Origin of the sequence: Amycolatopsis sacchari (assembly GCF_900114035.1) — a bacterium.
Classification (GTDB): Bacteria; Actinomycetota; Actinomycetes; order Mycobacteriales; family Pseudonocardiaceae; genus Amycolatopsis_E; species Amycolatopsis_E sacchari.
In genome coordinates this window covers 75323-100343 of sequence record NZ_FORP01000010.1, presented here as the reverse complement: position 1 = coordinate 100343, position 25021 = coordinate 75323, and the positions used below count along the sequence as shown (strand labels likewise).

The 25021-nt window shown below is 72.0% G+C and carries 27 protein-coding genes and 1 tRNA gene; 14 read left to right on the top strand and 14 right to left on the bottom strand.

The features are described 5' to 3' along the window. Positions 1-6: 6 nt before the first annotated feature. The 7 genes from BMZ92_RS18430 to BMZ92_RS18400 all read right to left on the bottom strand — a co-directional run bounded on the left by BMZ92_RS18430 (position 7) and on the right by BMZ92_RS18400 (position 7377). A complete protein-coding gene (locus BMZ92_RS18430) occupies positions 7-1215 on the bottom strand; it encodes a hypothetical protein (RefSeq protein WP_091509117.1) in 1209 nt (402 codons plus the stop codon). Positions 1216-1217: 2 nt separating this feature from the next. Beyond that, positions 1218-1538 carry a hypothetical protein gene (locus BMZ92_RS18425; protein ID WP_091509114.1) on the bottom strand — a complete coding sequence of 107 codons (321 nt, stop codon included), beginning with the start codon at positions 1536-1538 and terminating at the stop codon, positions 1218-1220. Next, positions 1538-2032, bottom strand: coding sequence for a YbaB/EbfC family nucleoid-associated protein (locus BMZ92_RS18420; RefSeq protein ID WP_091509111.1), 495 nt, complete (start codon positions 2030-2032; stop codon positions 1538-1540). The genes BMZ92_RS18425 and BMZ92_RS18420 overlap by 1 nt, the downstream gene beginning before the upstream one ends. Before the next feature lie 70 nt (positions 2033-2102). Further along, positions 2103-3557, bottom strand: coding sequence for an NAD-dependent succinate-semialdehyde dehydrogenase (locus BMZ92_RS18415; RefSeq protein WP_091509109.1), 1455 nt, complete (start codon positions 3555-3557; stop codon positions 2103-2105). After that, the gene (locus tag BMZ92_RS18410) at positions 3554-4813 is read right to left on the bottom strand and encodes an MFS transporter (protein WP_091509107.1); all 1260 of its coding nucleotides are present in this window, start codon (positions 4811-4813) and stop codon (positions 3554-3556) included. Before BMZ92_RS18410 ends, BMZ92_RS18415 begins: the two co-directional genes overlap by 4 nt. Positions 4814-4888: 75 nt before the next feature. Continuing rightward, positions 4889-6484 (bottom strand): ABC transporter permease, encoded by a 1596-nt coding sequence (locus BMZ92_RS18405; protein WP_091509104.1) that lies wholly within the window; start codon positions 6482-6484, stop codon positions 4889-4891. Then, positions 6481-7377, bottom strand: a complete 897-nt coding sequence (locus tag BMZ92_RS18400) for an ABC transporter ATP-binding protein (RefSeq protein ID WP_091509101.1) — start codon at positions 7375-7377, stop codon at positions 6481-6483. Before BMZ92_RS18400 ends, BMZ92_RS18405 begins: the two co-directional genes overlap by 4 nt. Positions 7378-7469: 92 nt before the next feature. On the opposite strand from BMZ92_RS18400, the gene BMZ92_RS18395 reads away from it, so the two are divergent. After that, a complete protein-coding gene (locus BMZ92_RS18395; RefSeq protein ID WP_091509099.1) occupies positions 7470-7961 on the top strand; it encodes a GbsR/MarR family transcriptional regulator in 492 nt (163 codons plus the stop codon). On the opposite strand, the gene BMZ92_RS18390 is transcribed toward BMZ92_RS18395, so the two are convergent. Then, entirely contained in the window at positions 7942-8511 is a 570-nt protein-coding gene (locus tag BMZ92_RS18390; RefSeq protein ID WP_091509097.1) for a TetR/AcrR family transcriptional regulator, read from the bottom strand. The genes BMZ92_RS18395 and BMZ92_RS18390 overlap by 20 nt on opposite strands. Before the next feature lie 89 nt (positions 8512-8600). Here BMZ92_RS18390 and BMZ92_RS18385 point away from each other — a divergent pair, with 89 nt between their 5' ends. Next, a complete protein-coding gene (locus BMZ92_RS18385; RefSeq protein ID WP_091509096.1) occupies positions 8601-9230 on the top strand; it encodes an NAD(P)-dependent oxidoreductase in 630 nt (209 codons plus the stop codon). Here BMZ92_RS18385 and BMZ92_RS18380 read toward each other — a convergent pair. Further along, positions 9227-9574, bottom strand: a complete 348-nt coding sequence (locus BMZ92_RS18380; RefSeq protein WP_091509093.1) for an SRPBCC family protein — start codon at positions 9572-9574, stop codon at positions 9227-9229. The genes BMZ92_RS18385 and BMZ92_RS18380 overlap by 4 nt on opposite strands. A 207-nt stretch (positions 9575-9781) precedes the next feature. Here BMZ92_RS18380 and BMZ92_RS18375 point away from each other — a divergent pair, with 207 nt between their 5' ends. The 5 genes from BMZ92_RS18375 (at position 9782) to BMZ92_RS18355 (ending at position 15611) form a co-directional block, all read left to right on the top strand. After that, positions 9782-10930 (top strand): C1 family peptidase, encoded by a 1149-nt coding sequence (locus tag BMZ92_RS18375; protein ID WP_091509092.1) that lies wholly within the window; start codon positions 9782-9784, stop codon positions 10928-10930. A gap of 24 nt (positions 10931-10954) precedes the next feature. Further along, a complete protein-coding gene (locus BMZ92_RS18370; RefSeq protein ID WP_091509090.1) occupies positions 10955-11554 on the top strand; it encodes a hypothetical protein in 600 nt (199 codons plus the stop codon). A 338-nt stretch (positions 11555-11892) separates the two neighbouring features. Beyond that, positions 11893-12498, top strand: a complete 606-nt coding sequence (locus tag BMZ92_RS18365; protein WP_091509088.1) for an RNA polymerase sigma factor — start codon at positions 11893-11895, stop codon at positions 12496-12498. Next, entirely contained in the window at positions 12495-12974 is a 480-nt protein-coding gene (locus BMZ92_RS18360; RefSeq protein ID WP_091509085.1) for a hypothetical protein, read from the top strand. The genes BMZ92_RS18365 and BMZ92_RS18360 overlap by 4 nt, the downstream gene beginning before the upstream one ends. Positions 12975-13022: 48 nt before the next feature. After that, the gene (locus BMZ92_RS18355) at positions 13023-15611 is read left to right on the top strand and encodes a CHAT domain-containing protein (RefSeq protein ID WP_245783123.1); all 2589 of its coding nucleotides are present in this window, start codon (positions 13023-13025) and stop codon (positions 15609-15611) included. A 53-nt stretch (positions 15612-15664) separates the two neighbouring features. Here BMZ92_RS18355 and BMZ92_RS18350 read toward each other — a convergent pair whose 3' ends face one another. Then, a complete protein-coding gene (locus tag BMZ92_RS18350) occupies positions 15665-16423 on the bottom strand; it encodes a polysaccharide deacetylase family protein (RefSeq protein ID WP_091509081.1) in 759 nt (252 codons plus the stop codon). 74 nt (positions 16424-16497) lie between these two features. After that, positions 16498-16941 (bottom strand): SRPBCC family protein, encoded by a 444-nt coding sequence (locus tag BMZ92_RS18345; RefSeq protein ID WP_091509384.1) that lies wholly within the window; start codon positions 16939-16941, stop codon positions 16498-16500. On the opposite strand from BMZ92_RS18345, the gene BMZ92_RS38185 reads away from it, so the two are divergent. After that, entirely contained in the window at positions 16826-17530 is a 705-nt protein-coding gene (locus BMZ92_RS38185) for an antitoxin (RefSeq protein ID WP_342743505.1), read from the top strand. The two genes, BMZ92_RS18345 and BMZ92_RS38185, sit on opposite strands and share 116 nt — an antisense overlap. A 480-nt stretch (positions 17531-18010) precedes the next feature. Here the strand turns inward: BMZ92_RS38185 and BMZ92_RS18335 are convergent, their stop codons facing one another. Both BMZ92_RS18335 and BMZ92_RS18330 read right to left on the bottom strand, forming a co-directional pair. Next, positions 18011-18964 (bottom strand): prephenate dehydrogenase, encoded by a 954-nt coding sequence (locus tag BMZ92_RS18335; RefSeq protein ID WP_091509078.1) that lies wholly within the window; start codon positions 18962-18964, stop codon positions 18011-18013. Positions 18965-18985: 21 nt separating this feature from the next. Then, positions 18986-20239 carry a M20 metallopeptidase family protein gene (locus tag BMZ92_RS18330; RefSeq protein ID WP_091509076.1) on the bottom strand — a complete coding sequence of 418 codons (1254 nt, stop codon included), beginning with the start codon at positions 20237-20239 and terminating at the stop codon, positions 18986-18988. Between the two features lie 48 nt (positions 20240-20287). Between BMZ92_RS18330 and BMZ92_RS18325 the strand changes: the two genes are divergently transcribed. The 6 genes from BMZ92_RS18325 to BMZ92_RS18300 all read left to right on the top strand — a co-directional run bounded on the left by BMZ92_RS18325 (position 20288) and on the right by BMZ92_RS18300 (position 24723). Further along, positions 20288-20770: a tRNA adenosine deaminase-associated protein gene (locus BMZ92_RS18325; RefSeq protein ID WP_091509073.1), complete on the top strand. Its 483-nt coding sequence runs from the start codon at positions 20288-20290 to the stop codon at positions 20768-20770. Continuing rightward, complete coding sequence (locus BMZ92_RS18320) at positions 20770-21222, top strand: nucleoside deaminase (protein ID WP_091509070.1); 453 nt, start codon at positions 20770-20772, stop codon at positions 21220-21222. The genes BMZ92_RS18325 and BMZ92_RS18320 overlap by 1 nt, the downstream gene beginning before the upstream one ends. A 46-nt stretch (positions 21223-21268) precedes the next feature. After that, the gene (locus BMZ92_RS18315; protein ID WP_091509069.1) at positions 21269-21484 is read left to right on the top strand and encodes a CsbD family protein; all 216 of its coding nucleotides are present in this window, start codon (positions 21269-21271) and stop codon (positions 21482-21484) included. Positions 21485-21517: 33 nt separating this feature from the next. Continuing rightward, a tRNA-Ser gene (locus BMZ92_RS18310) sits at positions 21518-21604 on the top strand. 82 nt (positions 21605-21686) lie between these two features. Beyond that, positions 21687-22202: a hypothetical protein gene (locus BMZ92_RS18305; protein ID WP_091509066.1), complete on the top strand. Its 516-nt coding sequence runs from the start codon at positions 21687-21689 to the stop codon at positions 22200-22202. Between the two features lie 172 nt (positions 22203-22374). Further along, complete coding sequence (locus BMZ92_RS18300) at positions 22375-24723, top strand: endonuclease/exonuclease/phosphatase family protein (RefSeq protein ID WP_091509381.1); 2349 nt, start codon at positions 22375-22377, stop codon at positions 24721-24723. Here BMZ92_RS18300 and BMZ92_RS18295 read toward each other — a convergent pair. Continuing rightward, on the bottom strand, positions 24720-24953 hold the full coding sequence (locus tag BMZ92_RS18295) for a YbaB/EbfC family nucleoid-associated protein (protein ID WP_091509065.1): 234 nt from the start codon (positions 24951-24953) through the stop codon (positions 24720-24722). The two genes, BMZ92_RS18300 and BMZ92_RS18295, sit on opposite strands and share 4 nt — an antisense overlap. Positions 24954-25021: the final 68 nt, after the last annotated feature.

The following is a 25021-nucleotide window of genomic DNA, read 5'->3' as shown; positions in this document are numbered from 1 at the left end:
GGCGGCTCACTCGCCTCCGGCGGGTCGCTCCCCGGCTCCGGCAGGTTGCTCGCCGCCGGATTCCTCCTCGCGGTGCTCCTCCTCGTAGGCCTCGGCGGCTTCGTGCGAACGGTCGGCCTGCTCGTTCTCCTGGCGGCGACCTTCGGCGGCGGCGTGCACCCCGTCGCTCACATTCGGTCTGGGCACTCCACCTTCTTCGACCCACTTGTTCAGGTTGAGGAAGCTCTTCTCGAGCGGGTTCTCGTGCTCGCCCTCGGTGGCTTCGCGCAGTTCCTTCGCTTCGGCGGCTTCGTGCGCTTCCTTACCGGCCTGCTTGAGCCGGTTCGCCGTGGACTCGATCTTCGTCGCAGCGTCGAGGCTCTTGTCGGCGATCTTGTCCGCGGCCTTGCCGACCTTGGCCAGCGCCTTGGCGGCACCCTCGATGGCGGCCTTGGACTTGTTCGCGTTCTTCGCCAGCGCCTCGAGCCGCTCGACGATCTTCGCGATCCGCGTGCTGATCTTCTCGGCGAGGATGCCGCCCTCGACCACGGTGTCGGCGATGAACGCCGCCACGGTGCCGCCGAACGAGCACCACGACGTGGCCAGCGCGGCGAGCCCCTTGACGATCAGTTCGCCCACGAACTCGGAGATCATGTCGCGGATCAGGCCGCGCTCGGTGCCCACGATCGCGGCGGCGACCTGCATGGCCGTCGAGGCGCTCTGCGCGTGCCCCGCCGCGCCGCGCAGCGCGTCCGCGTACCCCTTCGCGGTCTCCTGGTACGCCGCCGGGCCGCCTTCGCCCTTGTACGACTGCGCCGTCTTGGCCGCCGACCGCTCGTAGGTCTCGGCTGCCTCGTTGAGCTGCTTCGAGACGTTCTGCCAGGTCTGGGCCTTCGCCGTGACGGCCTCGGGGTTGCCCGCGAGCTTGTCCAGCCCCTCCTTGAGGAAGCTGATGTGCTCGATCAGGAAGCCGACCCCGGCGCTGGCCAGTGCGCCGAGCGGATCCATCGCCGCGTCGAGCAGGTCCAGCCCGTCGGTCGCGACATCCAGCCCGGCGTTGGCCCAGTCGCCGTCCGAGAAGTCCTTGACCGTGGTCGCGACGTCGTTGAACAGGCCGGAGCCGGAGGTCTGCGCCGGCAGGTTGTCGATGACGCCCGCGCCGTCCTTGCCGGTGTTGGTGAACGGCCCGGAGGGCGGCTCGGCCGTGGCGACGAGCGGGTTCTCGGTCGAGGTCATGGCTACAGGTCCTTACCGATCGCGGTGAGTGCCGCCTTCGACTTCTCCTCGTGCGACGAGATCGCCTCGTGCGCCGTCTTGACCTTGTCGGCGAGGTCGTGCCCGGCGTCGCCGAGCCCCTTGACGAAGCTGGTGGCGCTGGCGATCCAGTACTCGACCCCCAGCGCGACGACCTGCCCGACGAGGCCGAACGCGTTCAGGTCGCCGAGCCCCTGTGCCGCGCCGGTGGCGTCGATCGCTTCGTGGACCTTGTCCGCGACCTCGCGCACCTCCGGCTCGTGGGCCGCGAGCGCGTTCAGGTCCGCCTCGAAACCGCCTGCCATCACCAGTCCCTCCGCATGAACGAACCGAATTCCTCGTCACCGCCGTCGACAGGCGGGCGGGGCGGCCGTGGTGGTGCGGGCGGCCGGGGAGGAGGCGGCGGGGCGGCCTGTTCCTCGTTCACCACGAAACGGCGTTCCTGCGGGGCCGCCGGTTGTTCTTCCGGCAATTCGGGCGCGGGGAACTGTTCCTCCAGAAAACGCATCGCGTCGCTGTCGGTGCCGATCACCGGCGCCATGATCGCCGTTATCTGCCGCGCCGCCTGCGCCTGCGCGCGCTGCGCCGTGGCGACGACCGCGGCCGCCAGCCGGTCGAGCGGCAGTTCGCGCGCTTTCGGCCCGAATGCCAGTTTCTGCAGCGCACCACTGGCGTTGACGGTCACGGTCGCCGCACCGTCCGCACTGGACAGCGTGGCCGACAATTGCCGCAGCTGCGCCTTGGCGACTTCCGCTTTGCGCGTGATGTCCGCTGTTCCCGCGTTTCCGGGCGAATTCATGCTCACTCTGACGGAGCTAAGTCCAAACGGGTTCCGGGAACAAGCGGAAATGCGGAATGTCCGCTTTGTTTTATTCCTTCAGCGCCAGCGCCAGGTACTTCACGTCGAGGTACTCCTCGATGCCCTCGTCGCCGCCCTCGCGCCCGAACCCGGACTGCTTCACCCCGCCGAACGGCGCGGCCGCGTTGGACACCAGGCCCGTGTTGATGCCGACCATGCCGGTGGACACGCGCTCGCCGACGCGGAGGGCGCGGTCGAGGTCGCGCGTGAACAGGTAGGCGACGAGCCCGAACTCGGTGTCGTCCGCCAGGCGCAGCGCCTCGTCCTCGGTGTCGAACGTGGTCACCGGCGCGACCGGGCCGAACACCTCCTCGCGCAGGATCCTGGCGTCCGGCGGGACGTCGGTGAGCACGGTCGGCGCGTAGAAGAAACCCTTGCCGTCCAAGGCCTTGCCGCCGGTGGTGGCGCGGGCGCCGCGGGATAGCGCGTCCTCGACCAGCTCGCTCACCTTGTCCCGCTGGTCGGCGCTGATCAGCGGGCCGACCTTCACCCCGTCCTCGGTGCCGTGCCCGACCTTGAGCGCCGACATCTGCTCGGTGAGCCGCCGCACGAACTCCTCCGCGATCGAGGAGTGCACGTGGAACCGGTTGGCGGCGACGCACGATTCCCCGTTGTTGCGCATCTTCGCGGTGATCGCCCCGGCCACCGCGTCGTCGAGCGGGGCGTCCTCGAACACCAGGAACGGCGCGTTGCCGCCCAGCTCCATCGACATGCGCTGGAGGTTCGGCGCGCACTGCTCGACGAGCTTGCGCCCCACCTCGGTGGAGCCGGTGAACGACATCTTGCGGATGCGCGGGTCCTCCAGCGCGGGGCTCACCACCCGGCTCGCGGACGTCGAGGGCAGCACGCTGAGCACCCCGTCGGGCAGCCCGGCCTCCTGCAGCAGGGCCGCGAGGTTCAGCATCGACAGCGGCGTGAGCTGCGCCGGCTTGACGATCATCGTGCAGCCGGCGGCGATCGCGGGGCCGAGCTTGCGGGTGCCCATCGCGAGCGGGAAGTTCCACGGCGTGATCAGGATGCACGGGCCGACGGGGCGTTTCGTGACGAGCATGCGGCCCGTGCCCGCCGGGTTGCGGCCGTAGCGCCCGTCGATGCGCACGGCCTCCTCGGAGAACCAGCGGAAGAACTCGGCGGCGTACGTGACCTCCGCCTTCGACTCCTCGACGCTCTTGCCCATCTCCAGCGTCATCAGGCGAGCGATGTCGTCCGCGCGGTCCGTCATGAGCTGCCACGCGCGGCGCAGGATTTCGCCCCGCTCGCGCGGCGGGGTCGCGCCCCACTCCTCCTGCGCGGCGACGGCCGCTTCGACGGCTTCGCGCGCGTCGGCGTCCTGGGCGTCGGCGACCTCGCACAGCTGCTGCTCGTTCCCCGGGTCCTGCACGGCGAACCGGCTGCCGTCGGCGGCGTCCCGCCACTGCCCGGCCAGGAAGATCTGCTTGGGTACGCGCTCGATCAGCTCGCTCATGCAGGCGGACTACCCGTGCCCTCCTCCGCGTATGCCTCCGGCAGGACACGCAGGCGCCGCAGCGGCGAGCCGATCAGCCGGGCCGCCGACAGCGCCATCCCCGCCGTCGCGAGCCACATCGACGCCCGCAGCCCGGCGACGTCCGCGACGAGGCCACCCAGCAGGCTGCCCACCGGCGCCACGCCGAACGTCACGAACCGCATGGTCGCGGTGACCCGGCCGCGCAGCCGTTCCGGGGTGGCTCCCTGCTGGAAGCTCACCTGCACGATGTTCGACACCGTGATGGCGAACGCGGTGACGAAGTTCCCCACCGGGTAGCAGGCGACCAGCCAGCCGGGGCTCGCCAGCGCCATCGCGGTGTAGCCGAGCGCGATCAGCACCCCCATCACCCACAGCAGCCTGGCCTCGCCGAAGCGCTGCCCGATGCGCCGGCCCGTCACCGCGCCCACGAGCGCACCGAGGAGACCGGTGGTGCTGAGCAGGCCGATGATCCCGGGCGAAAGCCGCACCTCGCGCAGCAGGAACACCACCCCGATCGCGATCTGCACGGACTGGAACAGGCTCGCCAGCGTCAGCGCCGCCGCGATCGGGCGCAGCAGCGGGTGCTTCCGGACGAAGTCCAGGCCCTCCCTGATCTGGCGGCGCAGCGGCACCCGTTCGGTGCGCGGGGGCACCGGCTCGGGCTTGCGGATGCGGCCGAGCCAGAGCGCGGACCACAGGAACGACAACGCGTTCCCGCCCACCGCGGCCTGCCCGCCGAAGTACTGCACCAGGAAGCCGCCCGCGCTCGGCGCCGTCACCGCGGCGACGGAGAGGTTGGTCTGCAACCGCGCGTTGCCCTCCAGCAGCCGGTCGCGCGGCACGAGCCGCGGCAGGTACGTCTGGTGCCCGACTTCGAAGAACACCGCGAGCACCCCGGCGACGGCGACGACGAGGTACAACTGGCCCATGGTCAGCACCCCGAACGCGGCGGCGACGGGAACCGTGGCGTAGAGCGCGAAGCGGCCGAGATCGGTGCCGATCAGCAAGGGCCGCAACCGCATCCGGTCGCACCACGCGCCGACCTGCAGGCCGATCGCGAGGTACGCGAGCGTCTGCAGGGTGCGCAGCAGCGAGACGCCGAAGGCCGAGGCGCCGAGGCTGCCCGCGGCCAGCAGCGGCAGCGCGAGGACGTTGAGGCGGTCGCCGAACTGGCTGAGCAGGTCCGCTGTCCACAGGCGGCGGAAATCCCGCTGTCGTAGCAATCCCCCAGGCATGCGTCCAGGTCTACCGCAAAACGAGAGCCCAGGCCCCCGACCAGCCTGGGCTCTCCACCCGCCAACCCGCTGGGGCTACCCGATGTCTCGCTGTCTGAAACCCCGCAACCCCACGATGAGGGCGACGAGTGCGATTCCGGTCAGCCACAGCAAAGGCGTGGCGGTCAGTGCGGCGTTCGGCAGCTTCGGCACGTGCGTGAACGGCGAGACGTCGAGCACCGCCTGCGGCAGCCGCAGCACCGGTCCGTACAACGCGATCGCGAGGGACAGGGACGCGACCGACCAGCTCGCGGTCGCGAGCTTCGGCGCGAAACCGAACAGCAGCACCGAAATCCCCGCCACCACCCACACGGCGGGCAGCTGCGCGAACGTCGCGCCCAGCACCGGCGGGATGTGCGTGCCGACGTCCCCGGCCCGCAACCCGTGTGCCACGCCCGCCGCGGTACCCCCGACGGCGAGCAGCAAAGCGCTGCCCAGCAAGGAGAACACGAGGTGGCTGGCCGCCCACCGCAGTCGCCGCACGCGGGTCGCCAGCAGGGGTTCGAGCCGGACCGCGGTCTCCTCGGTCCGCATCCGCAGGTTCGCCTGCACGGCGTAGAGCGCCGCGACCATCCCGAAGATGCCCGCGATGGACGCGAGGTAGGCGTCGACGAGCGCGGAGGCGCCACCCATCCGCTCGAAGATCTGCCGCACCTGCGCGCTGTCGCCGACCAGGCCGCCGATCCCGTTCGCGAGCGAGCCGAACAGCACCCCGGCGACCGCGAACCCGACGACCCAGCCCGTCAGCATCCCCCGCTGCAGCCGCCACGCCAGCGCGAACGGTGAGCGCAGACCCGGCGCGGCGGTCGCGGGCCCGAGCCGTGACGGGAAGATGCTCAGCCCCACGTCGCGACGGGGCAGCAGCCAGTAGGCCAGCCCGGTGAGCAGGACGGCCGCGGCCAGCGGCAACAACGCGACGGCCCAGCGTTCCCCGGCGAACGGCCGCAGCTGCGACGTCCAGCCCAGCGGCGAAAGCCACGACAGCCACCGCATCCCGCTCGCGGAGTCGCCGACACCACGCAGCAGGAACGCCACCCCGAGCACCGCCGAGGCGAGGCCGTTCGCGGTGCGCGAGTACTCGACGAGCTGGGCGCACACCGCGGCCACGCCGCTGAACACCCAGCCGGCGAGCGTGACGCCGAGCCCGAACGCGATCGACCCGGCCGCGGGCTGCCCGGCGGCGAGCAGGGTGGCCATCGCGATGAGGCCGGTGACCAGCGCCGCCGCACCGGACACGAGCAGGGCCGCGGTGAGCGCGGCGTACCGCCCGGTCACCCCGGACGACAGCAGCTCCTGCCTGCCGGTGTCCTCCTCCTGCCGCGTGTGCCGGACGACCGTGAACACGCAGCCCAGCGCGACGAACAGGGCGAGGAAGACCCCGAGCCGCCACGCGGTGAACCCGCCCGCGGTGGACAGGTCGAACGCGGGCCCGTAGAGCAGCGCGATGGACGGGTTGGCCGCCGTGCCCGCGGTGAGCGTGGCCCGGTCGGCGGCGTCGGGGTAGAACTGCTCGTACGTCGAGGCCATGACGGGCGGCAGGATGCCGAGCAGCACCACCCAGATCGGCACCACGACCCGGTCGCGGCGCAGCGCGAGGCGGACCAGCTGGCGGGTTCCGGTGAGGGAGTTCACTTCGCCCCCACCTCGACCTGGTAGTGGCGCAGGAACAGCTCTTCCAGCGTCGGCGGCTGGCTGGTCAGGCTGCGGACGCCGACGTCGGTCAGCTGCCGCAGCACCTTGTCCAGCGAGTGCGTCTCGACGTCGAACCGGACGCGGTTGCCCTCGACCTTGAGGTCGTGCACGTCGGCGAGCGAGGACAGCCCGTTCGGCGGGCCGGCGAGTTCCGCGGTGATGGAGGTGCGGGTGAGGTGCCGCAGGTCGGCGAGCGTGCCCGATTCGACCGTGCGCCCGTCGCGGATGATGCTGACCCGGTCGCACAGGGCCTCGACCTCGGCGAGGATGTGGCTCGACAGCAGCACGGTCCGGCCCTGGGTGCGTTCCTCCTGGATGGCCTCCTGGAAGACGGCTTCCATCAGCGGGTCGAGGCCCGCGGTGGGTTCGTCGAGTATGAGCAGGTCCACGTGGGAGGCGAGCGCGGCGACGATGGCGACCTTCTGCCGGTTGCCCTTGGAGTAGGTGCGGCCCTTCTTCCTCGGGTCCAGGTCGAAGCGCTCGACGAGGTCCTTCCTGCGGCGCTGGTCCAGCCCGCCCCGCAGCCGGCCGAGCAGGTCGATGACCTCGCCGCCGGAGAGGGTGGGCCACAGGTTGACGTCTCCCGGTACGTAGGCGAGGCGGCGGTGGAGGCTCGCGGCGTCCCGCCACGGGTCGCCGCCGAGCAGCCGCACGTGCCCGGCGTCGGCGCGGAGCAGGCCGAGCAGGATCCGCACGGTGGTCGACTTGCCCGAGCCGTTGGGGCCGAGGAAGCCGTGCACCTCACCCGCGGCGACCTCCAGGTCGAGCCCGTCGAGGGCGCGGGTCGACCCGAACGACTTGCGCAGGCCGGAGACGGTGATGGCGTTGTCCATGGCGGCGAAGCTACGCTGTTTTCACAAATTTGTGAAGTTAGGAAAATGTCAAGATCGAAGAGAGGCTGTGGGGGATGAGAGAGGATGGTTCCATGCCGACCGACGACCCCGCGCCCCTCGCCGAGGGCGCGGTGCGGTTCGCCGAGAAGTTCGGGCAGATGCTCACGGACGCGGGGATGCCGCGGATGCCGTCACGCGTGTTCGCCATGACGCTCGCGAGCCCCGAGGGGCACCTCACCGCCGCGGAACTGGGTGCGGCGCTGAAGATCAGCCCGGCCGCGGTCTCCGGCGCCGTGCGGTACCTCGTGCAGATCGGGCTGCTGCGCCGCGAGCGGCCGGCGGGCGAGCGGCGGGACCAGTTCGTCGTGCACAGCGACTACTGGTTCGAGGTGTACTCCCACCAGGACAAGCTCTACCGGACGCTGCTCAAGACCCTCGCCGAGGGCATCGACGCGGTCGGCGCCGGAACCCGGGCGGGCGCGCGGCTGCAGGAGACGCACGACTTCTTCGCGTTCATGGCCGAGGAGATGCCGAAGCTCGTCGAGCGCTGGCGTGCCGGCCGGGCTAGCGGAGCAGGGGCTTGACGAGGGTTTTCGCGAGCGCGTCGAAGTCCCGCGGCCCGTCCTCGAAGTGGCTGAGGAACGCCTGCTGGAAGCACGCGCCGAGCAGCAGCGCGGCGATGGCGTCCAGGTCGGCGGAGCGGGGCAGCCTGCCGAGCCGCTGCTCGGTGCGGAGGTATTCGACAAGCTTGTCGTGCGGGTGGTGCGGCCCCGCGCTGCGCTCGTGCACGGCGTCGCGGTGCGCGGCCAGCAGTTCGCGCGTCGAGAAGACGGACGCGGCGATGGGGAAGCTCTCCGCGTAGAAGTCCAGCGCCGCCTTGGCCACCTTGGTCAGGTTGGCCCGGACCGTGTCCCGGCCCGCGTTGGCCGCGACGTCGGTGAGCACCGCGCCGAGTGCGGGCAGCTGTTCGGTCAGCACGCCGAGGAAGATCTCCGTCTTGTCGGCGAAGTGCTTGTACAGCGCGGCTTCCGAGTACCCCGCCGCGCGCGCGATCTCCTTCGTCGTGGCGCGGGCGTACCCCTGCTCGCGCATGATCCGGCTCGCCGCGGCGAGTATCGCCTCCCGGGTGCCCAACTCTCAGCTCCTTCTCAGCGTCCCCTTGACGGTAAGTGAGTACTCACCAACCATAGCGGGTGAGTGAACACTAACCTGAGGAGGCAGGCATGAAGCTCACGGTTTTCGGCGCCAGCGGGGGAACCGGGCGCGAGGTGGTGCGGCAGGCACTGGCCCGCGGGCACCACGTGACCGCGGTCGTGCGGGACCCGGCCCGGCTCGACGAGCCCGTCCAGGACGTCGTCGTGGCCGACGTGTTCGACCCCGCCGCGCTCGTCGCGGCGGTCGGCGGCAGCGACGCCGTGGTGTCGGCGCTCGGTCCGCGTGGCCGCGGGCCGAGCCGGATCTGCCGGGACGGCGCGGCCGCGATCATCACGGCGATGCGGCAGGCGGAGGTGCGGCGGCTGCTGGTGGTCAGCAACAGCGGGATGCACCGGGAGGGTGACGGCTGGTTCACCCGGCTGGCTGTCAAGCCGATCCTGATCCGGATGCTGCGCGAGGAGTACGAGGACATGCGCGTCATGGAGGAGCGGGTCGCCGCGAGCGGGCTCGACTGGACCGTCGTGCGCCCGCCGCGGCTGACGGACGGTCCGCACACCGGCGTCATCGCGAGCAGTGTCGGCAGGAACGTGCGGGGGAGCTTCACGATCTCCCGTGCCGACCTGGCGGACTACCTGCTGCGCCTCGCCGAGGACGGTTCCCACCGCGGCGACGCGGTCTCGGTCGCGAAGGGGTCCTAGTTCTCCAGGAGCTCCTTCAGCTTCCGCAGGTCCTTCATCACCGCTTCGGCGTCGGCGGCGTACTGGGCGTCGTCCATGTCGGGCAGGCGGAAGAGGGTGAACAGGACCTCGCTGCCGGTTCCGTTGCGCACCACGCGCATCGGCACGTACACGTCCTGTCCCGGCAGGTGCACGGTGTGGTCGAGCACGCCGAACTCGTTGACCTCCGCCGAGGTGACGGGCGCGCTGCTGTCCATTCCGGAGGCCCATTTCGCAGAACTTCCCGGCTCCGTCAGGAAGTTGTAGACCTCGTCGCAGGGGCGTTCGATGCGGATGCTCAGTGTCCGCGAAGGCAGTGTCGTCATGGGCGCCAAGTCTGCCCGGCAGGACACGGCGGGTCTTGAACGAATCGGACCTCCACACCACGGCGAGTAGGCGGCCGTTGGGCTGAACGGGTGAAAGTGGGGAGGGCCGACCAGGGGCTTCGAAAAAATTCCTGCCGGTGTGTATCTGTCGCGGCCCCCCGCGCGTCATAGGAGCGTCGGTTGATTTGACCCCCTGTTGGAGGATGCATGAGCACCCACCACTCCTGCGAAGAGGAGATCGCGGCGATCCGTGAATCCCTTGCCGCGCTTGGGGATCCGTGGCAGGCGGAGGAGACCCGCCTGAGCAGGCTGGGGGCCGGTTCGCGTGCCGTGCGGCTGGGGGTGCCCGCCCCGAGTGCGGCGGAGGTCGAGGCCAGGGCGGAACTGCCCGGGCTGATGACCGAGGCCGCGCTCGGGGCGGTCGGGCAGCGCTGCACGTCGCCGCACGCACCGTCGGGGGAGCTGCCGCGGGTCTTCGACCTGCGGCGGACGTGCGGCGGTGACTACACGACGCCCGTCAAGGACCAGGGGGAGCGCGGTACGTGCACCGCGTTCGGGGTGGTCGCGGTGCTGGAGGGGACCGCGGCGTACACCCGGCGGGCGGCGGAGCTGAACCTGGACCTGTCCGAGGCGCACCTGTTCTTCGGGCAGGCCACACCGAGGCAGATCGACGGCCAGGACGGGGCCTGGCCGGACGACCTGCTGGGGGACTGCGTGTCGACCGGGGTGGCACTGGAGGAGTGCTGGCCCTACGTCGACACGGGTGCGGGCGCGCTGCGGCCGGACTGGCCGCAGCGGGTCGTGCACGCCGAGAAGACGGTGGACCTGACCCGCGACCCGGCGGGGATCAAGCACCACATCTTCGGGTACGGCCCCGTGACCGCCTGCATGGTGGTCTACGAGGACTTCTTCCACTACGCGGGCGGGGTCTACCGGCACACCACCGAGGAGACCCGCGGGGGACACTGCGTGGCCCTGATCGGCTGGGACGACGACCAGGGCTGCTGGATCGCGAAGAACTCGTGGGGCACGGGCTGGGGCGAGGGGGGATTCTTCCGGATCGCCTACGGGGAGGCGTTCATCGAGGACTACCCCGAGCCCCGGCCCACCACGCTCGGCTGCACGGGCGTGGCACTGCGCACGTGGTTGCCGCCGCAGCGGGCGCTGCGCCTGTTGGCGTCCGGAAAGGACGGTCGCGCGTGGGCGTTGCTGGAGGACCTGGGGTGGCTGCGGCTGGCGGAGGGGACGAGTGGCGCGCACCAGCTCGCGCTGCTCGCGGACGCGCGGGCGGGCGGTCATCCCGTCAGCCCGTTCGTCGTGCACGACGAGTTGCAAATGGTTCAGACCACATACTGACCTGCGAGCAGGGGAGCGAGAGCCATGACGACGAGTGAGACCGAGAAGCCGGCCACCGGCCCCGAGGAGGAGCCGCGGCCGAAGCCGGTGACCAAGCCGGACGGAGCGTGGGATCCGAACACCCCGCCCACGGGTGCGTGGGACCCGAACACGCCTCCGCCGACCGGAGCGTGGGACCCGAATACCCCGCCGCCGACTGGCGCGTGGGATCCGAACACCCCGCCGCCGACTGGCGCGTGGGACCCCAACACCCCGCCGCCCACGGGCGCGTGGGACCCGAATACCCCGCCGCCCACGGGCGCCTGGGACCCGAACACGCCTCCGCCGACCGGAGCGTGGGACCCCAACACCCCGCCGGTGCCGATACCGCAGCCGGTCAACGGCCACGCGCCCCAGCAGGGGGCGGGCCTGTGGATCCGCGACCGGGTGATCACGCACCTGCTGTCCTCCAGTGCACGCCCCGGCGTGTGGGCCTTCGTGGCGGGGCTCGGCTGGAAGCGGCTCGCGGCGGTGGAGTCGGGGCGTAGCCCGCTGACGGGGCTGGCCGTGCTGGCGAAGGCCAACGGGCTGCCGGTCTCGTTCCGGGAGAACGCCCTGGGCCAGATCGACCAGATCCTGGTCTGACGAAGGGCTGGTGGTGGCCGGCAGCCGAGGGGGCCGCCGGGCGCCACCGTTCGCCGGATCGCCGAAGGAGGTTCGGGGGAGGCTCCGGACGCGATCCGAACGTGGCCGCCGCGAGGACGGCCACGAGGTGCGATGGCCGAGGGGGAAGGCCATCGGGTGTGAGGGGGGAGCCGGCCGGTGTCCGCGGCGCGACGCCGGCCGGCGCTCACGCGTAACGAGGTATTACTCCGATCGGGTGACATTTGTATCTGATGGCCGCAAGCCTTCTCTCATACGGCGAGAGCGGGATACTGCGAGCACCGGCGGAGGAGTGACCACTGAGAGCGGGGGCGATTGGCGTGACGGAAGTCCACACCGCCGAGGCTGGCCCACCATGGGACGGCCTCCGTGGCCCTGAGCTGTTCGCGGCGTGCCTGGAGGCCGCCCGCGGCGGGGACAAGCGGGGGCTGGACCGGCTCGTCGCCGAGCTGACCCCGCTGGTGTGGAACGTGGCCCGCGGTGCGGGTCTCGACAAGCACGCCGCCGAGGACGTGGTGCAGACGGTCTGGCTGGCGCTGCTGAGCCACCTCCACCAGCTGCGCGAGCCGAAGGCGCTCGCCGGCTGGCTCGTGACCACCGCCCGCCACGAAGCGCAACGGGTCAACGGCCGCAGGCAACCGCCCGTGCCGCTGACCGACGAGATGGCCGAGGCCGTGCCCAGCACGCTGCCGGCGCCCGAGGCCGAGGTGCTGCGCACCGAACGGGACCGGCGGATCTGGGCGGCCTTCGGCAGGCTGCCGCAACGGTGCCAGGAACTGCTGCGGCTCACGGTGCTGGCCGGGCGCGCCGAGTACCGGGTCGTCGCCGAGGCGCTGCGGATGCCGCGGGGCAGCATCGGGCCCAACCGGGGGCGCTGCCTGAAGACGATGCGCGAACTGCTGGACTCCGAAGGGGGCAGTGCATGAACGAGATCAAGGTGCCGGAGGGAGCGCATCCCGGCGACGAGGCCCTGCTCGCCGAACTGGGGCGCGTGCTGGAGGCGGTCGACCCCCCGCCGCCCGGCCTGGTCGAGCGGGTCCAGTTCGCGCTGGAGCTGGAGAACCTCGACGTCGAGGTGGCCAGGTGGGAGCGCGCAGACCAGCTCGTGGGCGTCCGCAGCAGCGTCGACCAGGGCACCATCACGTTCACCGTCAGCGACCTGACCGTGATGATCAACCTGACGAAGGTGGGCCGCTGCCACCGCATCGACGGCTGGCTCGTGCCCGCGGGCAGGCACGGGGTCGAGGTGCGGGTGGCCGAGCACGGGTCGTCCTCGACGGAGTCCGACGAGGGCGGCCGGTTCGTGCTCGACGAGGTACCGCGCGGCACCACGCAGATCGTCATCTCGGTGGGCGGTACGGGTGCCAGGCGAACGGTCGTCACGCCCGCGGTGGTGCTCTGACCTCACCGGCTGTACCCCGGCCGAACACGATGTGCTCAGATAGCTGGTGTGGCCGTACCTGAGGAACCGCGAAGCGTCCTCGCACGCGTGCGGGAGCTGCATTCCCGAGCGGCCGACGCCTCCGGCGACCTGCACAACGCCGTCGCGCTGCGCCTGCTCGACCAGGCGCTGGAACTGCTGGACTCGGCGGGACCGGTCACCGAGCCCGACTGGGTGGAGCTGCGCGTCCGCGTGCTCGTCAGCATCGCGCTCGCCGAGGCCGAGACCGGGTCCACGGCCGCGGGTCTCGCGCACCTCGACGACGCCGCCGCCCTGCCGGAACTCCTGCCGGAAAGCGCTTCCCCGCACCTGCTCAGCGCGGTGATCGACGCGCAGCGCGCGCTCGTGCTGTGCCGGGTGGGCCGCTTCACCGAGGCGCTCGAACTGTTCGACGCGATCATCCCGGTACTGGGGCGCGACGCCGAGGCCAACGCCTTGCCGCTGTCCCGGAACCTGATGAACCGGGCGCTGGTCCACATGAACCTCAACCAGCCCGCGGCGGCGCTTTCCGACCTGCGCCGCTGCATAGATCTGGCCACCCGCCACGGCCTGGTGCGCATCGAGGGCAAGGCGCGGCACAACCTGGGCGACCAGTCGCAGCTCGTCGGCGACATCCCGGAGGCGCTGCGGCACTACGAGCAGGCCGCGCGCATCTACGAGCAGGCGGGCCCCGGCTGGCTGCCGCGGCTGCGGCTGGACCAGGCGCGTGCGCTGCTCACCGCCGGTCTCGCCGAGGAAGCGGCGCGGCACCTGGACGAGGCGCTGCCGGAGCTGCGGCGCAGCCGTGCCATCCAGGACGTCGCCGAGGCGGAGGTCGCGCGCGCCGCGGCGGCGATACTCGAACGGGACTACCCGTTGGCGCGCAAGCTTTCCACCGCCGCCCGAAAGCGCTTTCTCCGCCGCGGCAACGAAAGGTGGGCGGAGGTGGCGGCGCTGGCGAAACTGCGGGCGAACGCGACCGAAGCCCTGGAGGGCGCCGCTCGCCCGGCCCGCCTCGCGGCAGTGGAGCTGGTCGAACACGCGAACCGCTTGGCGGAGCTGGGTTTGCGGGACGAGGCGGCCGTCGCGCGGTTGCTCGCGGTACGTCTGCACCTGCGGCGTGGTGCGGTCGACGCGGCGGAGGAACTCCTCGCGCGGGTACCGAAACCCCGCCGCACCACCCCCATCGACCACGTGATGCTGCTGCGGTTGTGCCGAGCGGAACTCGCCGTGGCACGCGGCAGTTCCCGTTCGGCACTGGCGCAGGCCCGTGCCGGGTTCGCGGAGCTGAGCCGGGTGCGGGACCGGATGGGCGGGCTGGACCTCGTGTGCGGCACGGCCGTGCACGGGCAGGAACTCGGGCGGCTCGCGGTGGGCCTGGTGCTCGACGGCGCGCGCGGGAACGCCGGGGCGCGGCGGGTGTTCGCGTGGCAGGAACGCACGCGCGCCCAGGTGTACCGCTACGAGCCGCTGCCCGAGATCGCCGATCCCGTGCTGGCCCGGTTGATCACCGAGATGCGGCACGTGCAGCGCAGTGCGCAGCAGAACCGGCTGGAGGGCAAGCCGGCCGGGGCGCTGGAGCAGCGGTACGTGCGGCTGCAGCGGGAGGCGAGCAGGCTGGGCTGGTACACGAGCCCTTGGGGCAAACCCCGGCCGGTGTCCACTCCGGACGAGGTCGCGGCGGCGCTGGGCGAGCGCGCGCTGGTGAGCGTCATCGCGCACGGGGACCGCTTGTCGGCGGTGGTGGTGCGGGACGGCCGGTTCCGGCTGGTCGGGCTGGGGCCGTTCGCGGAGACCGTCGAGATCACCAAACAGCTGCACGCGGACCTCAACGTGCTCGCCCCGGACCACCTGCCCGAGGCGCTGGTGGCGGCCGTGACGCGGTCCGCGGAGAAGCGCGCGGGCCTGCTCGACCGCCTGGTGGTGGACCCGCTCGCCGACGCGATCGGTGACCGCGAGCTGGTCATCGTGCCGATCGGCCCGCTGTACGCGCTGCCGTGGGCGGCCTTGCCGTCGTTGCGCGGGCGCCCGCTGTCGATCGCCCCTTCGGCGACGGCGTGGCGGAACGCGGCCGAACGCGGTGAACCGGAGCCCGTGGTGCTCGTCGGCGGGCCGGGGGTGCCGGGCGCGATCGGTGAGGTGCGGGAGCTGCGGTCGGTGTACCCGGGGGCGCGGCTGGTCGACGGGCCGAGCGCGACGAGCGCGGAGGTGCTGGCGGCGCTGGACGGTTCGGGGCTGGCGCACCTGGTGGCACACGGGGCGCACGAGCCGGCGAACGCGTTGTTCTCCCGGCTCGAACTGGTCGACGGTCCGCTGTTCGCCCACGAGACGACGCGGTTGAAGCGCCCGCCGGAGCAGGTCGTGCTGGCGGCGTGCGAGCTGGCGATGAGCCACATCCGCCCGGGTGAGGAGGCGCTGGGGTTCGCGGGCGCGTTGCTGGCGGGCGGTTCGCGGACGATCGTCGGGGCGATCGCGAGGGTCGGCGACCGCGCGGCGGCGGACGCGATGGCGGACCTGCACCGCAGGCTGGCGCGCGGCACGTCACCGGCGCTGGCACTGGCGGAAGCCACGGCGGTCGACCCCCTGCGGCGGCCGTTCCTGTGCCTCGGCGCGGGCTAGGGCCAGCCGCTTCCCCGCCACCACCCTCAACGGACACGCTCCGCGTGGCTTGCCTAGCCCAAGAAATCGGGGAGCGGCACGGGCGTCAGACCGTCCTCTTTGGACTGACGCAGGAACGCGGCGAAGTCCTCGGGGAACGTCTTGCGGAAGTGCATCAGCACGACGTCCCCGGCGCGCAGGTGCTTGCCGGTCTGGAAGTCGACGCGCCCGTCGTTGACCGATTCCGTCCACAGCACGCTCGCGCGCATCCCGCAGTTCGCGGCCGCCTTGAGCGTGTTCTGGTCGAAGGAGCCGAACGGCGGCCGGAAGTAGACCGGCCGGACGCCCAGCATGCGCTGCAGTTCGTCGGCGTCGCCGCAGATCTGCTGCTCCTGGTAGGCGAGGGGTTTGCCGCGCAGGTCGGGGTGGTCGATGGTGTGGTCGCCGAGCGTCGCGCCGGCGGCGAGCACCTCGCGGAAGTAGTCCTCGTGCCCGCGGACGTAGCGGGCGTTGAGGAACAGCACCGGGTGCGCGCCGGATTCGCGGATCAGGCTCGGTGCGTCGGGGTGCGGGATGGCGCCGTCGTCGATGGTGAGGAACACGTACGGCTCGGCGATGTCGATGCGGTTCAGCTGGGGCACCTTGCCGTCGGTGACGGGAGGCGCCTGCCGCTGGACCTGCCCGAAGGGGTAGGGCGTGGTGGGCGCGGGGGCAGCGGTGGAGGCCGGAGCGGGGAGGGGTTCCGGCGTCAGCACGGCGGCTTCGATCCGGGAGGTGCAGGCGCTGAGCAGCGCGACCAGCGCGAACGCGGCGGCGACGGCACGCCTTGGCATCGAGTCCCCCTTCCTCACGGCCTACAGAGAAGTCGCGGAAGGGGACGTCGGTGTTGCAGTTGCTCGTAGTGATCTCAGTCGCGTTCGGCGGCGCGGACGAGCCGGGCGGACAGGAAGACGATCGCGGTCCGCAACAGGGCGAGCACGAGCGGCCCGGTGCCGGGGACCTTCTCCTTGAACGTGCCGCGCCAGCGCAGTTCCGTGCCGTTCGGGGTGGGGGTGAAGGTCACCTCGCCGCGGTAGTCGTCGACGGGGGCGGAGCGGGCGAACGTGTAGACGTGGCGCTTGCCGGGTTCGTACTCGAGCGTCTCCTCGTACATGAGGACGGGGAACAGCCCGACGCGGCGGATCGCGCCCACGCCGCCGGGCTGGTCGGCCCACCGCTCCCAGCCGGACTGCACGATGAGCGGTTTCGCCCACTCGGACCAGCGGGCGCCGTCGGTTTCCAGTCGGAACAGCCGGTCGGGCGAGGCGGTGCTGGTGCGGGTGACCTCGAAGGAGAAGGTGCGTGGCGGCATGCCGGTCATCATCCGACAGGGGACGCGTCCTGCGCCAATGCGCGGTTCGGTGTTCGATGGGGAGATGGGCATGAACTTCGACGACCTCAAGAAGCGGGCCCAGGAGGCGCTGGGCCAGAACGCCGGGAGGATCGAGCAGGGCATCGACAAGGCGAGCGGGTTCGCCAAGTCCAGGCTCGGCCAGCACGCCGACAAGATCGACAACGTGGCCGGCAAGGCGAAGGACCTGCTGCACCGCACCCAGGGGGAGGGTGGCGGGCCGGGCTCGGGTGGTCCGGGCTCGGCTGGTGGGCCCTCGGGTGGCCCGGGTTCGGCGGGTTGGCCTGGCCCGGGCTCGGCTGGTGGGCCGGGACCGGCTGGTGGCCCGGGTCCGGCCGGTGGGCCTGGCTCGGCTGGTGGGCCTGGCTCGGCTGGTGGGCCGGGTCGGGCCGGTGGGCCGGGTCGGGCCGGTGGCCCGGGATCGGCTGGAGGTCCGCGCCCGGCTGGAGGTGCGGGCGGTCCGGACTCGCCGGGCGACGGTCCTGGTCCGGCGGGCGGGCCCTCGAACCGCCCGGGTCCGGGACCGGATCGCCCCGGCCCGACTGGCTGATTTCGCCCGGCTACTCGCCGGTCACCGCGCGGCCCCGCGGGTCCTCCCGCGTGGCTGAGTCCCGCTGTGCCCTGCGCGACTGGCGCGGCGCCCCCACCGCCTGGCCGAGCGGGGGCTCTCCACGCTTCGCGGCGGATCGGTGCCGCACGTGGCCCCTCCGCGCGCCGCGCAGCCTTCGCCGCCGAACCTCGCCGCTCGCCCGTCGAGCCTGAGCTGCCGTCACCCCGCCGTCGACGGCCGCCGAACCTCGCCGCCGAGTCGGCCCCGGCCGCCGACCCCACCGCCGACCGCCGCCGCGCCCCGGCCTCGGCCACCGCCGCCGCGTCCAGCTCAACGCCTGGCCGCCCACTGCCGCCGAACCTCGCCGCCAAGTCGGCCCCAGCCGCCGCCGACCGCCGCCGCGCTCGGCCACCGGCCCACCATCGCCGACCTCACCACCGCCCGCCACCTTCGCCGAGCCGCGCCGACCTTGCCGAAGCCTCAGGCCACTTCGCCGATGGCGACGTCCTCCGTGATCGCCGTGATGCGGCCGCCCCTGGCGCCCAGCGCGCGCAGGCCGTCGCGGGCGTCGGGGGCCGTGAGGCTCACCCGCACGCCCGCCGGGGTCTGCGCACGCCACTCCGCAAGCGCTTGCGCCCCCTCGTGCCCTGCGTTGATCGTCGCCGCGAGGCCGCCCGTCGAGGCGAGTGAACCGCGCATCGCACCCAGCCTGCCGAGCGCCTCGTCGAGCACCGGCAGCAGCGCTTCGCGGTTGCCCTCCGTCATCGCGCGCACCAGCTCCGGCCGCGTGCCCGCGACCCGCGTCCCGTCCGCGTACGAACTCGCCGCCAGCGCGAGCGCGACCGGCCCGCCCTCCGCACCGACCGTCGCCAGCACCGCCGCGAGCAGGTGCGGCAGGTGCGAGATCCGCGCGACCGCCTCGTCGTGCGCCGCGGCGGTCAGCGGCACGACGTGCGAGCCGACGTCCAGCGCGAGCCGCGCGACCTCAGCCCAGGCGGCCAGATCCGTGTCGTCCTCGACGCACGCCACCCACGCCGCCCCGCCGAACAACGCCGGATTGCCCGCGCGCCAGCCCGACTCCGCCGTACCCGCCATCGGGTGCCCGCCCACGAACCGCGCGTCCGGCGCGAACGACCGCACCGACGCCAGCACGGGCGCCTTGACGCTCGTGACGTCCGTCAGCAGGCACCCCGGAGCGTGCTTACCCACCTCGCGCAGCACCTCGCCGACGACCGGCAACGGTACCGCGAGCACCACGAGCGCGTCCTGCTCCCCGGCGCGGCGGAGCGCGGCGGCGACGTCGGTCGAGGCGTCGAAACCATCCGCCGAGGCCGCTGCGGCATCAGCCTCGGAGTCGGTGGCGCCCCAGGCCGCACGCCCGACAGCGGACGCGGCGCGCAGCAGCGAGCCGCCGATCAACCCGAGCCCGATCACGCATACGTCTCGCACGAGGCGTCATCCTGCCAGTGATCGCCGTGGTGCACGCAACGCGTCCAGCGCGTATGCCGCGTACATCGCGACGCCGTTCGGGAAAGCGCTTTCCTCGTGGAGTACCCGGTTCGAGTGGTTCGAGGCGGCCTCCTCCGGGTCCGTGCCAGGTGGACAGGTGCCGAGGAACGCGAAGGCCCCCGGAACCCGTTGCAGCACATAGGAGAAGTCCTCACCGCCCATCATCGGTGCCGTCATCGGCGCGACGTTGTCCTCACCCAGGACTTCACGCCCGAGGGTGAGCACGCGCTCCGCTTCGACCGGGTCGTTGGCCGTCACGGGATAACCCGGTTCGAGGTCGACCTGCACCCGGCAGCCGTGCGCCTGTCCGACCGCTTCGCACACCTTGGGCAGCTCGTCGCGCACCAGCGCGCGGCTGCGCTCCGACAGGGTGCGGAAAGTGCCTTCGAGCTCGGCGACCTCGGGGATGATGTTGCTCGTCGTGCCGCCTTCGATCCGCGTCACCGACAGCACCGCGGGGTCGAACACGCTGACCCGCCTGGTGATCATGGTCTGCAGCGCGCCGACCATCGCCGCCGCGGCCGGTACCGGGTCGATCGCCTGGTGGGGCGCGGAACCGTGGCCGCCCTTGCCGATCACGCGGACCAGGAAGTTGTCCGTCGAGGCCATCATCGGGCCGGGGCGGGTATGCACCTGCCCGGCCACGATGTTCGCCGACACGTGCAGTCCGAACGCCCGCTGGACGCGTTCCCCGGCGGCGTCGAGCACCCCTTCGTGGATCATGTGCCGCGCGCCGTGGAAGCCCTCTTCACCCGGCTGGAACATGAACACGACGGAGCCGGCCAGCTCGTCGGCGTGCGCGGCGAGCAGCCGGGCCGCCGACGCGAGCATCGCGACGTGTGTGTCGTGCCCGCAGGCGTGCATGACGCCGTCCTCCACCGAGGCGAACTCCAGCCCCGTGTCCTCACGCAGGGGGAGCGCGTCCATGTCGCCGCGGAGCAGGACGGCGGGCCCGGGCTGGGCGCCGCGCAGGACCGCGGTGAGGGACGTCGTGGACTTGCCGAGCGCGATCTCCAGCGGCAGGTCGGCCAGCGCCCGCTGGATGGTGGCCTGCGTGCGGGGCAGGTCGAGGCCGCGTTCGGGGTGCCGGTGGATTTCGCGCCGCAGCTCGACGGTGGTCGCCTGCAACGCTTGTGCCTCGGCCAGCAGCCCGGCGAACCGCGCGTCGGGCAACGAAGGCAACTCGGTGGGTCCGCTCATGTGTCGATACTGACCCATGTCCCTCCGCCGCAGGTATACGGTGTGCGCATGTCGGTGAAGGAGCCGGTCGCGGGGTTCGCCGTGGCTGTCGTCCGCGAGGACGGCAAGTGGCGGTGCAGCGCGTTGGACGCCGACGCGCTGACGAATCTGGACGCGGCAATCACGGCACTGGGGAAGTTGCGCTCGACCGGGGCCGTGTTCGCGTTGCTGGCCGTGGACGACGAGTTCTTCGTCATCGTGCGGCCCAGTCCGCGTGGCCCGTCGTTGCTGCTGTCGGACGCGGCGGCGGCGCTGGACTACGACATCGCCGCGGACGTGCTGGACGTGCTGCGCGTCGAGCCGCCGGACGAGGAGGACGACTCGATCTGGCCAGAGGGCGACCTGGAGATCCTGGCCGACGTCGGCCTGCCCGCGCCCGAGCTCGAGGTCATCGTCGGCGAGATCGACCTGTACCCGGACGAACAGCTCCAGATGATCGCGCAGCGCTGCGGCTTCGGTGACGAGTTCGGCGCGCTGCTCGACGAGATCTGATGGACGACGCCGCTCTGGTGCGTGCCGCGCTGGCGGCCGCGCGGGAGGCGGGGCCGGACGTCCCGATCGGCGCGGCGGTCTTCGGGCCCGACGGCGCGTTGCTCGCTTCCGCGCACAACGCGCGCGAGGAGCTGGGCGACCCCACGGCGCACGCGGAGGTCCTCGCGCTGCGTGCGGCGGCCCGCGTGCACGGCGACGGCTGGCGGCTTGAGGGCTGCACGCTGGCGGTGACGGTGGAGCCCTGCACGATGTGCGCGGGGGCGCTGGTGCTCGCGCGGGTCGCGCGGGTGGTGTTCGGGGCGTGGGAGCCGCGGACGGGCGCGGTCGGTTCGCTGTGGGACGTGGTGCGCGACCGCAGGTTAAACCACCGGCCGGAGGTGGTGGGCGGCGTGCTGGAGGCCGAGTGCGCCGCGTTGCTCGACGCGTTCTTCGCGGGTCACCGGGACGTGTGACGCCTGCCGGGCACGGGTAACCGACCGTAGACCGGAAGGAGGAGAGATGAGCGTTCTGGAGCGTGCGAGGAGCAGGTCCCGCCAGCTGGTCGGCGCGGCGAAGCAGCAGCTCGGCCGCCGGACGGGCAACCAGCGGCTCACCGCCTCTGGAAGCCGGGACCGGCTGGTCGGCACCGTCCGCGAGACGACGAACGAGGTGCGCGACTGGGCGACGACCGCCGCCCGCGACGCCCGGCGGCGGTTCGGAAGCCGCCCTCGGTGAAGTGCGGGAAGGCCGTGCAGTACCCTAGTCGGCGGTAGCGTGTCCGAGCGGCCGAAGGAGCACGACTCGAAATCGTGTGACGGTTAACCCCGTCCGTGGGTTCAAATCCCACCGCTACCGCTCGTGCCGGACGCCCGGCTCCCACCTCGGGAGCCGGGCGTTCTGGCGTTTCGGGGGTGCTTGTCCTGCCATCCTGGACGTTGTGCTCTCGGTTCAGATGAATGACGCGGCCTTCGCCTCGCTCGGTGAGCAACCGCTTCCCTCGCTCGCTCCGGGCTTGCGTGAGATGGCGGTCCGGGGAATCGAGCGCCGGGGTGCGGTCCTGACGTGGGCCGGATCGCCATTCACCGCGGTCAGATCGACGCCTCCCATCGACAGGACGGGCTGGGAGTGCGACGAGACCTCGCTTCACCTGGAGCGTTTCGTGTCGATGGGCAAGACGACCGCCGAAGGCGTGCCGCACATTTCCGTGCAGGGGCAGCGACTTCTGCTCGGCCAGGGGCTCGCACTCGCATTCGCTCTGCGGGAGCCGGTGTACGCACTGACCCCCCGCGTGCCCGTTCGGTGCATCGTCGCCGCGAACGAGACCAACGGGACCTTCCGATTCCACCAGATCCGTGCCGGGGAGAGCTGGCACGTGCCCGATCTCGACTCGTACCAGTCGGAAAGGGTGCTCGTTGTGAACATCGAGCCGCCTGGTGCAGCGGCGTTGTCGTAGAAGCGCGGCCCGCACGGACCTCGCCACCCCGACCGGGCACCGTCAGCGAACCGTTACCACTTGTTACACCGTGGTCTTCCCCTGTCTCACCGTTTCGAGGGAGGATGCCTCGACCGATCGAGACTGAGGGGAACTGAGGGTGATCTCTCGTAGAACGGGTTTCGTGGCCTTCATGGCCGCCGCCGGGCTGGTTGTCGGCGCGTCGCCCGCGTTGGGGGCGCCTGCCACCGACGTGCTGATCGGCGAGGTGTACGGCGGCGGTGGCAACTCCGGCGCCACCCTGACCAGCGACTTCATCGAGTTGACCAACGTCGCCGGCACGGCCGTGAGCCTCGACGGGTGGAGCGTGCAGTACCTCCCCGCGAGCCCGAGCGCCTCCAGCAAGTGGCAGGTCACCCCGCTCAAGGGCAGCGTGGCCGCGGGCGCTCGGTACCTCGTCGCCGAATCCACTGGATCGGGTGGCACCGTCGCCCTGCCGACGGCCGACGCCTCGGGCAGCATCGCGCTCGCGGCCGGCGCCGGGACCGTCGCGCTCGTGCACGGCACCACCGCCCTGACCTGCCTCACCGCCGCCGACTGCACCGCCGACCCGGCGATCCACGACCTCGTCGGCTACGGCAACGCCACCGTCCGGGAGGCCAACCCCGCGCCCGCCGCGAGCAACACCACCTCCGTCTCGCGCACCGGCGCCGACACCGACGACAACGCCGCCGACTTCACCGCCGGCACGCCCTCGCCGACCAACACCAAGGGCGAGACCGCCGGCGGCAGCACCCCGGCGACGCCCGCGAAGATCCACGACATCCAGGGCGTCACCCGCATCTCCCCGCTGAAGGGGCAGAAGGTCACGGGCGTGACCGGCATCGTCACCGCCGTCCGCTCCTTCGGTTCCTCACGCGGCTTCTGGCTCACCGATCCCCAGCCCGACAACGACCCCCGCACCAGCGAGGGCCTGTTCGTGTTCACCGGTTCCACCACGCCCGCCGTCGCGGTCGGCGATGCCGTCAGCGTGACCGGCACGGTCAGCGAGTACTACCCCGACAGCCCGACCGACTCGATCTACCAGTCCACCACGGAACTCACTGGTCCACAGTGGACCGTCCAGTCGAGCGGGAACGCCCTTCCCGCACCGACCGTGCTCACGCCGAACACCGTGCCCGGCGAACTCGCGCCGCAGGTCGGCGGCAACATCGAGAGCCTGCCGCTGCAACCGGCGAAGTACGCGCTGGACTTCTGGGAGGCGCACGAGGGCGAGGTCGTGAGCGTCAGCGACGCACGCGTCGTCGGGCCCAGCAACGAGTACAACGAGCTGTACGTCACGACGAAACCCCGCGAAAACCCCACGCCGCGCGGCGGGACCGTCTACACCGGATACGACGACCCGAACACCGGTGTGCTCAAGGTCGAGTCGCTGCTGCCCTTCGCGCAGCGGCCCTTCCCCGTCGTCAACGTCGGCGACACGCTCACCGGCGTCACGTCCGGGCCCGTCGAGTACGACTCCTACGGCGGCTACACGCTGGAGGCGACCACCCTCGGGCAGGAACGCAGCGGCGGGATCACCAAGGAGGTCACGCGCAAGCAGCGTCCCGACGAGCTGGCGGTCGCGACCTACAACGTCGAGAACCTGTCCGCTGTGGACGGTCAGGAGAAGTTCGACCAGCTGGCGCACGGCATCGTCGACAACCTCGCCGCGCCGGACATCGTTACACTGGAGGAGATCCAGGACAACAACGGTGCCGCAACAACCGCGGACACCGTCGTCGCCGCCGACCAGACGCTGAAGCGGTTCACCGACGCGATCGTCGCGGCGGGCGGCCCGCGCTACGAGTGGCGCGAGATCGACCCGCAGGACGACCAGGACGGTGGCGAACCCGGCGGCAACATCCGGGTGGGCTTCCTGTTCAACCCCCAGCGTGTGTCCTTTGTGGATCGACCGGGTGGGGACGCGACCACGGCGGTCACCGTGGTCAAGCAGCGGGCCAAGGTGCACCTGTCCGTCTCGCCGGGCCGGGTGGACCCCACAAACGAGGCGTGGGAGGACAGCCGGAAACCGCTCGCGGGTGAGTTCGTCTTCCGCGGCCGGACGGTGTTCGTGCTCGCCAACCACTTCAACTCCAAGGGCGGCGACCAGCCGACGCACGGCCGCTACCAGCCGCCCACGCGCAGTTCCGAGGTGCAGCGCGGCGAGCAGGCCCAGGTGCTGCGCGGGTTCGTCGACCAGCTGCTGGCGGCGGACCGGCACGCCAACGTGATCGTCGCCGGGGACCTGAACGACTACCAGTTCTCCCCGGCGCTGCGGACGCTCACCGCGGGCGGCCGGCTCACCGACCTGATCGACACCCTGTCCCCGTGCGAGCGGTACAGCTACGTCTACGAGGGCAATTCCCAGGTGCTCGACCACATCCTGACCGCGCAGACCCCGCACGGCATGGACTACGACGTCGTGCACATCAACGCCGAGTTCGCCACGCAGGCCTCCGACCACGACCCGCAGATCGTGCGTTTCCGGCCCCGCGGCTAAACAGGGTGCAGGTAGGTGGCCCGGTGCTGGGCAGCCCGGGCCGCCTGCAGCACCGCCTCCGCGAGGTCGGCGGGATCGACCTTGCCGAGCAGTGCGGTGTTGATCGCGACCTCCACGACCTCCCCGGTCCTGGTCACCCCGACCTCGACCAGGCCCCAGTCGTCCTGCGCCACGGTGATGCGCTGCTCGCGTTGCCGGCGGCGGGCGAGCGGCTTCGGCTCACGCTCCATCGCGTCCCCCTTCCGCCGCCTACGACGGTGGAGGACCGGCGGCGGTTCCGGGAACCCGGCCGCTTTCC

Bases quoted from the DNA above. Each gene is read 5' to 3' on its own strand.
- BMZ92_RS18430 (WP_091509117.1), bottom strand. From the start codon at position 1,215: ATGACCTCGACCGAGAACCCGCTCGTCGCCACGGCCGAGCCGCCCTCC.
- BMZ92_RS18425 (WP_091509114.1), bottom strand. From the start codon at position 1,538: ATGGCAGGCGGTTTCGAGGCGGACCTGAACGCGCTCGCGGCCCACGAG.
- BMZ92_RS18420 (WP_091509111.1), bottom strand. From the start codon at position 2,032: ATGAATTCGCCCGGAAACGCGGGAACAGCGGACATCACGCGCAAAGCG.
- BMZ92_RS18415 (WP_091509109.1), bottom strand. From the start codon at position 3,557: ATGAGCGAGCTGATCGAGCGCGTACCCAAGCAGATCTTCCTGGCCGGG.
- BMZ92_RS18410 (WP_091509107.1), bottom strand. From the start codon at position 4,813: ATGCCTGGGGGATTGCTACGACAGCGGGATTTCCGCCGCCTGTGGACA.
- BMZ92_RS18400 (WP_091509101.1), bottom strand. From the start codon at position 7,377: ATGGACAACGCCATCACCGTCTCCGGCCTGCGCAAGTCGTTCGGGTCG.
- BMZ92_RS18395 (WP_091509099.1), top strand. From the start codon at position 7,470: ATGCCGACCGACGACCCCGCGCCCCTCGCCGAGGGCGCGGTGCGGTTC.
- BMZ92_RS18385 (WP_091509096.1), top strand. From the start codon at position 8,601: ATGAAGCTCACGGTTTTCGGCGCCAGCGGGGGAACCGGGCGCGAGGTG.
- BMZ92_RS18380 (WP_091509093.1), bottom strand. From the start codon at position 9,574: ATGACGACACTGCCTTCGCGGACACTGAGCATCCGCATCGAACGCCCC.
- BMZ92_RS18375 (WP_091509092.1), top strand. From the start codon at position 9,782: ATGAGCACCCACCACTCCTGCGAAGAGGAGATCGCGGCGATCCGTGAA.
- BMZ92_RS18370 (WP_091509090.1), top strand. From the start codon at position 10,955: ATGACGACGAGTGAGACCGAGAAGCCGGCCACCGGCCCCGAGGAGGAG.
- BMZ92_RS18360 (WP_091509085.1), top strand. From the start codon at position 12,495: ATGAACGAGATCAAGGTGCCGGAGGGAGCGCATCCCGGCGACGAGGCC.
- BMZ92_RS18350 (WP_091509081.1), bottom strand. From the start codon at position 16,423: ATGCCAAGGCGTGCCGTCGCCGCCGCGTTCGCGCTGGTCGCGCTGCTC.
- BMZ92_RS38185 (WP_342743505.1), top strand. From the start codon at position 16,826: ATGAGCGGTTTCGCCCACTCGGACCAGCGGGCGCCGTCGGTTTCCAGT.
- BMZ92_RS18345 (WP_091509384.1), bottom strand. From the start codon at position 16,941: ATGCCGCCACGCACCTTCTCCTTCGAGGTCACCCGCACCAGCACCGCC.
- BMZ92_RS18330 (WP_091509076.1), bottom strand. From the start codon at position 20,239: ATGAGCGGACCCACCGAGTTGCCTTCGTTGCCCGACGCGCGGTTCGCC.
- BMZ92_RS18325 (WP_091509073.1), top strand. From the start codon at position 20,288: ATGTCGGTGAAGGAGCCGGTCGCGGGGTTCGCCGTGGCTGTCGTCCGC.
- BMZ92_RS18320 (WP_091509070.1), top strand. From the start codon at position 20,770: ATGGACGACGCCGCTCTGGTGCGTGCCGCGCTGGCGGCCGCGCGGGAG.
- BMZ92_RS18315 (WP_091509069.1), top strand. From the start codon at position 21,269: ATGAGCGTTCTGGAGCGTGCGAGGAGCAGGTCCCGCCAGCTGGTCGGC.
- BMZ92_RS18300 (WP_091509381.1), top strand. From the start codon at position 22,375: ATGGCCGCCGCCGGGCTGGTTGTCGGCGCGTCGCCCGCGTTGGGGGCG.
- BMZ92_RS18295 (WP_091509065.1), bottom strand. From the start codon at position 24,953: ATGGAGCGTGAGCCGAAGCCGCTCGCCCGCCGCCGGCAACGCGAGCAG.